Genomic DNA, 8,387 nt, shown 5'->3' with positions numbered 1-8,387 from the left:
ACCTCCGCGAGAGCAGCTGCTCGAGAACCTCGACACCTCCCCAGAAAATCACCCCCCGAACCCGGCGCGAGAAATAGTGCCAGCGGGCGGCCTACCGACTCTCGAGCAGCGACGCGACCGCGTCGGTGTCCTCGACGCCGACGCCCTCGACCGAGTAGACGGTGCGGACGTCGCCGTCGGCGGTTCGACGGACCCGTGCAGTCACCCGACGGTCACGCATGGCCGTTCTCCTCCTCGAGCGTCTCCTCGGGGTCGTCACGGGTCACCGCGACGTTTCGGTCGGTTCGGAGCGACAGGACGCGGGCGGCCCATCCGCGGAGCCGGAGGCCGTAGTCCCACAGTTCCGCGACGTCGACGTCGGTCAACTCCTCGGCGTAGATGCTCCGGTCGACACGGTCGGCGACCTGCCGCGCCGCGACGACGTCGGCCGCGAGCTTGTGAGCGACCTCCTCGCGAGGCGCGTCCTCCGCGAGGTAATCCACGTCGTACAGGTCGGTGAACTCAGGGATCGACCGCTCTCGAGAGTCGCCCTCCGCGGCGCCGTCGACGCGACGCCGGACGGTGCGATCGGCCTCGAGCAGAGTCTCGCGGGCCTCGTCGACGCGATCGTCGTCGACGTCCTCACCGTCGCGGAGGTCGGCCGCGAGTCCGTGCAGGTCGGAGGAAACGCGGTTCGCGTAGACCTCGAGGCGCTCCGCGAGGAGTTCGTCGTCGGTGCTTCCGTTTGTGCTCCCGGTCTCGGGAGTTCGATCGTCGTCTGTCATGGCTGTATGGCAGCGCTTCGACGGAGGTTCCCTCTCCGTCCCCCTTCGGTGTGGGGGCGTCGCGCTGTACCTGCTCCGTCTCAACCCTTCACTAAATAGGTTAGGGTCTTTCCCGTAGAGGGGCACATACGGGAGTCGCGAGAGGGGCGTACAGAGCGTAAAATGGGCGTCAAATACCGGGAAATCAGCCTGTACGGGGGCGTAAAATAGCCGTCTCACCCCGTACAACCCCCCGTTAAATTCCATATGCGGTGTAATAGACTTCCCTCTCGGGGAAAGTTTATATGACCGGGGTGTCTCGACCGAGGTGTAGCATGGCAACGACTGAAACCGTCGTCGGCGCGAAAGAGGCGACCCGGAACCGGGTTGCGCTCCTCGACGTCGACGACCTCAAGACCGGGACTGTCTACGAGGACGGTCGCGTGTTTCTGAACACGAAGCTCACCGGAGAGTACGTCGAGTATACCCTCACCCGCGGCGAGGTTCACGGCGCGGGGTCCGTCGACGGTCCCGTCGTCGTTCACGACGCCGAGACCATGGACCAATCGAAGGTCCTGCACAACGGTTCGATCCACGTCGGCCAGGACTACGCGGGTGAGGAGGTCACCGTCGCGTACCACATCCTCGACGAATCTGAAATGGCCGAAATCGGCACTTTGGATACTCAAGACTAACGAATATGAAATGCAAGGGGACGAGGGAGGCCCGTGGCAGCGGGCTTCTCACCGATACGTTCGGAGTCGGGCGGCAAAACTGTTGCGACGTCCCTCGCGGGGGACTGCCATACCCCGCGCGGGAGTTGAACGTCACCCTGAGGGGTACGCTATGACCGGCGATCGCGTCGTCTCGACCCGCCTCGAGGACGACGAGGTCGCCGCCCTCGAGCAGCTGGCCGAGGAGACCGGCCACACCCAGGCCGGCCTCCAACGAATCGGAATCCGGCGCCTCCTCGAGGAACACCGCGACCTCCTCGGGGAGAGCACCGAACTCGAGCGCCTCTCCGAGCAGCGCGACGAGATCGTCAAGGAGGGCCAGGACGCCGACCGGATTCTCGGGTTCCCCGGTCGCGTCGAGACCCGTCTCGAGAACCTGTTTCGGGACGAGTGGGACCCGGAGAAGCTCCGCGACTCCGTCAAATCCTATTACCGCGAGGCGGAGGTCCTCGAGCAGCAGGCCGAGGCACACCGCGACGTCGAGAGCGTGGAACCCGGCGAGTTCGTCGAGGCGGTCGACCGCGCCCTCGAGGAGACGATCAACGCGGTACACCTCTCCGATTGGGACGAGCGCGACCGATACGAGCAGTTCGACGGCGTCGCCTCCGGCAAACAGGCGCAGCGCCAGGCCCTCGCTCTCACCCGGACGATGATGCGGCGGGACGAGGACCTCGACGCCCTCCGATCGCTCTCCGACACGAACCCGCGGGTCGAGGCCGACCACGCACCGGACGCGGCCGTCGACGAGGACCTCCCCGAGGACGTCACCGTCGAGGCGATCGCGTCCGCCGCGAGGCAACTCGTCGACGAGGGTCTCGACCCCGAGGTTCTACCGCTTGACCCGGTCGAGTTCCGGCGCCAGGCACCCGAGGAGGTCCTCGCGCTCCTCGGTGAGGAGCCGGTCGACGAGGACGTCCTCGAGGTCGAGAGCGCCGTCACCGTCGAGACCGAGACCGACGGCGGGGCGGACGCGATCGCCTCCGACGGCGGCGGCCACCTCGCGGTGCAGGCGTTCGACGAGGACGGCGACGACGACCTCGACCAGGACGTCGACGACGATCGTCCCGACGACCGCGGCCTCGAGGACCTCGTCGAGGACGCCGCGGAGAAGCTCCGCGAGGCGGAGAGCTACTCCTCGGACGCTCACACCGAGAGCTACGTCGAACAGAAACGCGAGAAGCGCCGGAGAGCCGCCGAGGAGCGGATTCGAGCGGCCTCCGAGGGTGACACCGACAACTGGCGGCACGAACTCATGGCAGAACACGACCTCACTCCCGACGACCTGATCGAACTGGCGGACGAGTACAACGCGGCCCGCGACGAGGCCCTCCGCGGAGAGCGCGAGGACGTCCCCGACGCCGTCGTCGACGAGAACGGGGGTGTCCGTCTTGAGTAGTATGAGCTTCGGCGCCTCGCGGCGTCTCGACTCTCGAGCGGACGAGGCCGCCGACCGCGTCCGAGAGGTCGCCGAGGAGGACCGCGCCGAGGCCGTCGCGACCCTGGCCTACGAACTCGTCAACGACGACGACCTCCTCGAGGACGCGCTCGAGGCGGAGCACCGTCTCGACTCCCGCGCCCACCAGCGCCGGAAAGAGGTCCTCGGAGAGGGCGGTTCCCCGCGGTCGGACTCCGTCCTCGAGGGCCTCCAGGCCGCGCGTCGCCAGGCGACCGAGGCCGTCGACGACCGGGTCGAGGAACTCGTCCGCCAGGCGATCGACGCCGACGTCCCCGTCGACGAGGAGAGCGACGACGAGGACGAGGCCGGGGAGGTGGTCGCATGACGCCCGACGCCGACACCGCGACCGTCCGCGAACGGATCGAGGAGGCCCTCGGCCAGGATCGGATTCACGGCCTCACCGTCACCCGTCGCGACGACGAGACGGTGTACTGCGTCGTCGTGCAGTCGACGACGGCCGACCGGGTCGACGGCGCCCCGGACTACGAGTTCCCCGTCCTCGACGCGAGGACCGTCGTCGTCGACTTCTCCGACGACACCGTCACGGTCGGCGATAACGGTCTCTGGGTTCCCCAGGATCAGGACGTCGCCGAGAGCCTCACCCAGATGTTCGGCCGGGCGACGTCCGACCTCGGCGGCGGGACGGACCCCGACGCCGGCCCCGCCCTCAAGAGCGCCGTCGAGGGCGTCGACGTCGGGCTGCTCCTCGAGCGGGAGACCGAACTCCCGACGACGCAGGACGGCCAACACGTCGACAGAATGGAGTCTCACGGCGGGATCGACCCGTCGCGTCCGTGGGGCTACGGCGCGGGACCACCGCCGGAGGTCGACGACGTCGTCGCCCGCCTCGAGGAGGCCGACCTCTCCGCCGAGGAGCACCTCACCCGCCTCGTCTGGGGCAAGAAGGAACCGATGGACCGCGTCCCGCGGCCGGTCGACGAACTGGCCGGCAACTACGGCATAGAGCTTCTACCTCGGGACTACGGCCTCGTCGCCCTCGACGTCGACTACCCCGGAGAGTTCCCCGAGGAGTTCGACCTCCCCGAGACGCTCGAGGTCTCCTCTCCTCACGGCGACGACTCCCGGCGTCACATCATCCTCAAGTGTTCCCAGAAGGGGAAGATCAAGGAGGAAATCGGCGCGTGGGCGGTTCAGAGCGTCGAATGGGGCGACCTCTGGATCGGCGACCGCTACGTCGTCGGTCCCGGTTCACAGCTGTCAGAGTTCGGGTGCGACGACGGCGACCACACCCGCGGCGACCGCGGCGGGTGCGACGCCTGCACCGACGAGGAGGGCGGGTTCTACCGCGTCGTGAACGACGCCCCGATCGCGACGGTCGACGCGGAGACGATCGTCGAACTGCTCGAGGTCTCCGACGGCTACACTCTCCGCGAGAGAGCGCCCGAGGCGCCGGACGTCGACGACGAGGCCGACGTCGACGAGGGCGACGGCGGCCTCCCGACCTGCGACAACTGCGGCGCCTCCTACACCGAGGAGGAGGCGCCCGAACTCCTCAAGGAGTTGAGCGTCGGAGGCTCTACCCGCCGAATCTGCCGGGGTGGTTGCGATGCCTAAGACGATCGCGGACTACGAGGACGCCGTCCGACGGATCGCGGCGAAACATGTCCCGGCCGACGCGACGACCGAGGACGAGGTCCGCCGCGCCCTCTCGGGGAGTGAGGTCGGTCCCCAGGTCACGCGGGACGTCCTCGACGGGATCGCGGAGAACCTCCTCACCGAGGACCGCGTCCTCGAGGCGATCGAGGACTCGGGAGAGCTTCCCTCCGAGGGTGAGATCGACGCGATCGTCTCCGTCGCCGACGACTACGACATGGACGACCGGGTCGAGACCGTCGAGGACGCCGTCCGCTCGAGCGTCGCGACGGTCGAGGACGTGCAGGGCGCCGTCCGAGACCGCCAGGACCAGGCCGCCGCCTCGGGACGGCCGACGTTCCGCGAGGACGTCGAGGGCGCCGTCGACGAGGTCGCGGAGACTAAGCAGTTCGTCGGGGAGTCGCCCGACGAGGTCACCGCGGAGCAGGCCCGCGAGATAGGCGCTCCGTCGGAGACGGCGTTCCGCGGCGCCGCGGCGCGGACGATCGCGAACGGCGACCAAGTGAACCCGTCCGAGGTCCTCGAGGACACGCGCTCCGAGACGCCGGTCTCGGTCATCCGCGACACCGACGGCGGCGTCGTCGCGGCGACCGGGGCGCAGCGGGAGGAACTCGGTGAGCAGGTCGCGGAGCAGTACGGTGTCGAGTACATGAGCGCCCAGGAGGTCGAGGACTCCCTCGGGACGCGCGGGACGGGAGACCGCGTCTCCCTCACTCTCGGCGGGCGGAAGGTCGGGGAGGTCGACGTCGAATGAGCGCCTCGAGCGCCTCTCTCGACCTCGAGGAGGTCACCCGTCGCGTCCCGACGCTCCGCCTCGTCGACGACGCCGACGTCCGCGAGGAGACGGCCCGCCTCACGGCCGAGGCGCCGGGGTACTTCTGGGAGGTCCCGGCGTCGACGTCGAACTACCATCACCCGCTCTGCCGCGGAGAGCGCGGTCTGTGGGTTCACACCCTGATGCTCTCCACGGTGATCGAACGCCTCGGCGACTCTTACGTCGACCTCGGCCGCCTCGAGCGGGAGGACGTCGACCTCGCACACGCCGCCGCCGTGCTGCACGACCAACGGAAGAACGGCGATCCGACGGCGCCGTCGGAGACGTCGGTCTCCGACCACGACCTCCGTATGGGGCGCGTCCTTCGCGAGGAGAGCGACCTCCCCGAGAGGGTCGCGGAGGCCGTCGAGAGCCACATGGGACCGTGGTACGACGGTCCCGACCCGGAGACGCCGCTCGAGGACCTCGTTCACACCGCCGACATGATCGCCTCGACGGAGACGGTCACCGCGGGCGTGCAGGGACCGCTACCCGAGGAACTCGACGGTCTCGGCCTCGAGGAGGTCGACCTCCGATGAGCCTCGGAAACGACCCGTCTCGGTTCCGCACCGAGGAGGACGTCCTCGCGGCGGAGCGCGTCGCCGAGGCGCGGCAGGCCCGTTACGAACTCTCTCGCGACGGTCCCGCGCCGTCGACGGAGGCGGTCCTCCGCGAGATGGGACGCGACGCCGACGGCTACGAGGTCGCCGAGGGTCCCGACGAGTTCGTCCCGGCGTCGGTCGCGGCCCGCCGCGCCCTCGAGCAGGACGGCGCCGACGGTCGCGGAGGTGGTCGACGGTGAGCGCCGTCGACGGGACGCCCCTCGTCGAGGTCATCGACGCGATCGTCCCCGACGGCGCCGGCTACGACGACGTCCAGCCGCCCCACGTCGACGACCTCGACGACGTCTCGGAGTCGGAGCGGTTCGAGGTGTGGGTCGCGCACAAGCGCCGCCACCGCCTCGAGGAGGTCTCGACGGCGTTCCGTGACACCGTCTCGAGGAGCGCCGAGGAGCGGTTCTCCGACGGGTGGACGCCCGACGACGTCGACGAGTGGCGCGTCGAGTGGTTCCGGCGGTCTCTCGACCTGTTCTGTCGGGAGCCGCTCCTCGTCGACCCGCTCCGCGAGGCCGCCGAGGTCGTCGACGAGGTCGCGGAGAAGTCCCGCGAGGCGTACCCGCGCGTCACCGACGAGTAGCCTCGAGCGGTCCCGATCCTCCGGTTTTTTCACCGACGGTCTCCGACCTCGAGACGCTGTCATGGCTGTATGGCAGCGTCGGCCCGTCGGTTCCCTCGGCGGGCCTCCTCGAGACCACGAGCGACGGCCTCACTCGTCGAAACCTATCACCGCGCGTACAGAACGCGACGCGTGTATGATGCGGCGACCCCCCGCTATGCACACGCGGGCGCTCGCAACCCCGGATTTGACGCCGTCGCGAGGAGAGCGGGAAACGACTGAACGGACGGGAGACGGCCTCTAACTGGCTTCTGTTGACGCCCACGGAGTATTTGACGCTCGAGGACCGGCACATCCCTGTACGCACCCTCTTTACGGGGGTGTTTGACGCCGGTTTTCCGCTCTGTACGGGAAATTTCCCGTACACGGCGTAAGTTATTTCTGGGGGACGTGAGACGGTCGGGTATGGTCACCGACGACCTCGACGACAAGGCGAAACGAATCTTAGAAGCAATCTGGAAGGCCGGGAGCGAGGCTGACACCTCCGAGATTCGGGAGTACACCGGCCTCACCCGTGGACAGATTTCATACCGCGTCGACAACGGCATCCTCGAGGACGAGGGCCTCGTCGAGAGCCGCCTCGTCTCGGCCTCCGACGAGGGGACCGGGAGCATCCGGGTGACGTCTCTCACGGAGCGCGGCGACCGGATCGCTGGCCGGGTGATCGACGAGGACGGTTCCGTTACTCTCGACAAGCAGGTGCAGAACCTCTCCCGAGACGTGCAGGCGGTCGAGGCCGCTCTCGGCCGGGTCGAGGGCCATCTCGACGCCCTCGAGGAGCGCCAGGAGGAGGTCGAGGCTATGCGGGACGAGACGCTCGAGACCGTCGACGACGTCCTCGACCGCCTCGCGGAGGAGGAGGACATCGTCGAGGCTCTCGGGCGCCCCCAGGTCAACGTCGAGATTGACCTCGAGGAACTCGAGGAGAAGTACGAGGAGAACGTCGCGCCGGTCGAGAGCCTGGCCGGAGACCTGTCGACGTACCACTTCGCCATCATGGACCTCGTCCGCGTCCTCGACGACGCGGGTCTCATCACCGTCTCCGAGTACCTCAAGGAGGAGCTTTTCATCGACGACCTTCGCGAGGAGGACGTCGCCCCGACGGAGGGCCTCGAGCGCGTCGGAGAGGCGACCGCCGAGGAGCAGGCGGAGCTACTCCGCGAGGCGTTCGGCGCCGAGGACGTCGCGGTCGACGTCGACGCGGTCGGCGGCGGCCTCGAGGTCGCGCCGGTCCCCGACTCCGACCCGGAGCGGACGGTCGACCCCGAGACCGCGGCGAAACTCGAGACCCTCGACGACGCCGGGATGCTCGACGCGATGCTCGAGGAACTCGAGGCCCGGAGCGCGGTCGACGATCGCCCCGACGAGGACGTCGCCGAGGACGTCGGGCGCCAGGTCGCCGACGAGGTCGCGCACCGGCCGGAACTCGAGGAGCACCAGGACGAGAGCACCGACGAGGACGTGTACGATCCGACCGGGGAGTTCGAGGACGGTGGTCGCGAATGAGGATCGCCGAGGTCCCGCTCTGGGCGCGGGCAAAGCGTCTCGTCGACCTCCGCGACGCCGACGGCTACACCGTCGACGAGGAGGCGGAGACCGCGACGCTGCACTACGTCGGCGACGACGTCCCCGACGTCGAGGTCGGTCGGTCGACCCTCGTCGGGCACACTCAAGCGTATTTCGACGGCCTCGAGGACCTCTCCGGCCTCGAGTAGCAGACGAGCGCCGGGTTCGGGGGGTGATTTTCTGGGGAGGTGTCGAGGTTCTCGAGCAGCTGCTCTCGCGGAGGT

The 8,387-nt window shown here is 68.8% G+C and carries 12 protein-coding genes; 10 read left to right on the top strand and 2 right to left on the bottom strand.

What is annotated here, in order from left to right; all coding sequences use genetic code 11:
* Nucleotides 1–91: 91 nt before the first annotated feature.
* Nucleotides 92–220, bottom strand: coding sequence for a hypothetical protein (locus IEX72_RS15405; protein ID WP_268238904.1), 129 nt, complete (start codon nucleotides 218–220; stop codon nucleotides 92–94).
* Entirely contained in the window at nucleotides 213–764 is a 552-nt protein-coding gene (locus IEX72_RS14890) for a hypothetical protein (protein WP_188788769.1), read from the bottom strand. Before IEX72_RS14890 ends, IEX72_RS15405 begins: the two co-directional genes overlap by 8 nt.
* A 314-nt stretch (nucleotides 765–1,078) precedes the next feature.
* Here IEX72_RS14890 and IEX72_RS14885 point away from each other — a divergent pair, with 314 nt between their 5' ends.
* From IEX72_RS14885 to IEX72_RS14840, 10 genes are all read left to right on the top strand, one after another.
* Nucleotides 1,079–1,438: a hypothetical protein gene (locus IEX72_RS14885; RefSeq protein ID WP_188788767.1), complete on the top strand. Its 360-nt coding sequence runs from the start codon at nucleotides 1,079–1,081 to the stop codon at nucleotides 1,436–1,438.
* A 151-nt stretch (nucleotides 1,439–1,589) separates the two neighbouring features.
* Entirely contained in the window at nucleotides 1,590–2,873 is a 1,284-nt protein-coding gene (locus tag IEX72_RS14880; RefSeq protein ID WP_188788765.1) for a hypothetical protein, read from the top strand.
* A gap of 1 nt (nucleotide 2,874) precedes the next feature.
* Nucleotides 2,875–3,258 carry a hypothetical protein gene (locus IEX72_RS14875; RefSeq protein ID WP_188788763.1) on the top strand — a complete coding sequence of 128 codons (384 nt, stop codon included), beginning with the start codon at nucleotides 2,875–2,877 and terminating at the stop codon, nucleotides 3,256–3,258.
* On the top strand, nucleotides 3,255–4,508 hold the full coding sequence (locus tag IEX72_RS14870; RefSeq protein WP_188788761.1) for a bifunctional DNA primase/polymerase: 1,254 nt from the start codon (nucleotides 3,255–3,257) through the stop codon (nucleotides 4,506–4,508). The genes IEX72_RS14875 and IEX72_RS14870 overlap by 4 nt, the downstream gene beginning before the upstream one ends.
* Complete coding sequence (locus tag IEX72_RS14865) at nucleotides 4,501–5,301, top strand: hypothetical protein (protein ID WP_188788759.1); 801 nt, start codon at nucleotides 4,501–4,503, stop codon at nucleotides 5,299–5,301. The genes IEX72_RS14870 and IEX72_RS14865 overlap by 8 nt, the downstream gene beginning before the upstream one ends.
* Nucleotides 5,298–5,900 carry an HD domain-containing protein gene (locus IEX72_RS14860; protein ID WP_188788757.1) on the top strand — a complete coding sequence of 201 codons (603 nt, stop codon included), beginning with the start codon at nucleotides 5,298–5,300 and terminating at the stop codon, nucleotides 5,898–5,900. The genes IEX72_RS14865 and IEX72_RS14860 overlap by 4 nt, the downstream gene beginning before the upstream one ends.
* The gene (locus IEX72_RS14855; protein WP_188788755.1) at nucleotides 5,897–6,163 is read left to right on the top strand and encodes a hypothetical protein; all 267 of its coding nucleotides are present in this window, start codon (nucleotides 5,897–5,899) and stop codon (nucleotides 6,161–6,163) included. The genes IEX72_RS14860 and IEX72_RS14855 overlap by 4 nt, the downstream gene beginning before the upstream one ends.
* A complete protein-coding gene (locus IEX72_RS14850; protein WP_188788753.1) occupies nucleotides 6,160–6,558 on the top strand; it encodes a hypothetical protein in 399 nt (132 codons plus the stop codon). The genes IEX72_RS14855 and IEX72_RS14850 overlap by 4 nt, the downstream gene beginning before the upstream one ends.
* A gap of 444 nt (nucleotides 6,559–7,002) precedes the next feature.
* Nucleotides 7,003–8,103, top strand: a complete 1,101-nt coding sequence (locus IEX72_RS14845; protein ID WP_188788751.1) for a helix-turn-helix domain-containing protein — start codon at nucleotides 7,003–7,005, stop codon at nucleotides 8,101–8,103.
* Entirely contained in the window at nucleotides 8,100–8,312 is a 213-nt protein-coding gene (locus tag IEX72_RS14840; RefSeq protein WP_188788749.1) for a hypothetical protein, read from the top strand. The genes IEX72_RS14845 and IEX72_RS14840 overlap by 4 nt, the downstream gene beginning before the upstream one ends.
* Nucleotides 8,313–8,387: the final 75 nt, after the last annotated feature.

This window comes from Halobellus salinus (assembly GCF_014646875.1).
Lineage (GTDB): Archaea > Halobacteriota > Halobacteria > Halobacteriales > Haloferacaceae > Haloquadratum > Haloquadratum salinum.
Note: the sequence above shows the minus strand (reverse complement) of the source record. Positions and strands in the feature narration are given on the sequence as shown.

Bases quoted from the DNA above. Each gene is read 5' to 3' on its own strand.
- IEX72_RS14865 (WP_188788759.1), top strand. From the start codon at position 4,501: ATGCCTAAGACGATCGCGGACTACGAGGACGCCGTCCGACGGATCGCG.
- IEX72_RS14880 (WP_188788765.1), top strand. From the start codon at position 1,590: ATGACCGGCGATCGCGTCGTCTCGACCCGCCTCGAGGACGACGAGGTC.
- IEX72_RS14860 (WP_188788757.1), top strand. From the start codon at position 5,298: ATGAGCGCCTCGAGCGCCTCTCTCGACCTCGAGGAGGTCACCCGTCGC.
- IEX72_RS14885 (WP_188788767.1), top strand. From the start codon at position 1,079: ATGGCAACGACTGAAACCGTCGTCGGCGCGAAAGAGGCGACCCGGAAC.
- IEX72_RS14875 (WP_188788763.1), top strand. From the start codon at position 2,875: ATGAGCTTCGGCGCCTCGCGGCGTCTCGACTCTCGAGCGGACGAGGCC.
- IEX72_RS14845 (WP_188788751.1), top strand. From the start codon at position 7,003: ATGGTCACCGACGACCTCGACGACAAGGCGAAACGAATCTTAGAAGCA.
- IEX72_RS15405 (WP_268238904.1), bottom strand. From the start codon at position 220: ATGCGTGACCGTCGGGTGACTGCACGGGTCCGTCGAACCGCCGACGGC.
- IEX72_RS14870 (WP_188788761.1), top strand. From the start codon at position 3,255: ATGACGCCCGACGCCGACACCGCGACCGTCCGCGAACGGATCGAGGAG.
- IEX72_RS14840 (WP_188788749.1), top strand. From the start codon at position 8,100: ATGAGGATCGCCGAGGTCCCGCTCTGGGCGCGGGCAAAGCGTCTCGTC.
- IEX72_RS14855 (WP_188788755.1), top strand. From the start codon at position 5,897: ATGAGCCTCGGAAACGACCCGTCTCGGTTCCGCACCGAGGAGGACGTC.
- IEX72_RS14890 (WP_188788769.1), bottom strand. From the start codon at position 764: ATGACAGACGACGATCGAACTCCCGAGACCGGGAGCACAAACGGAAGC.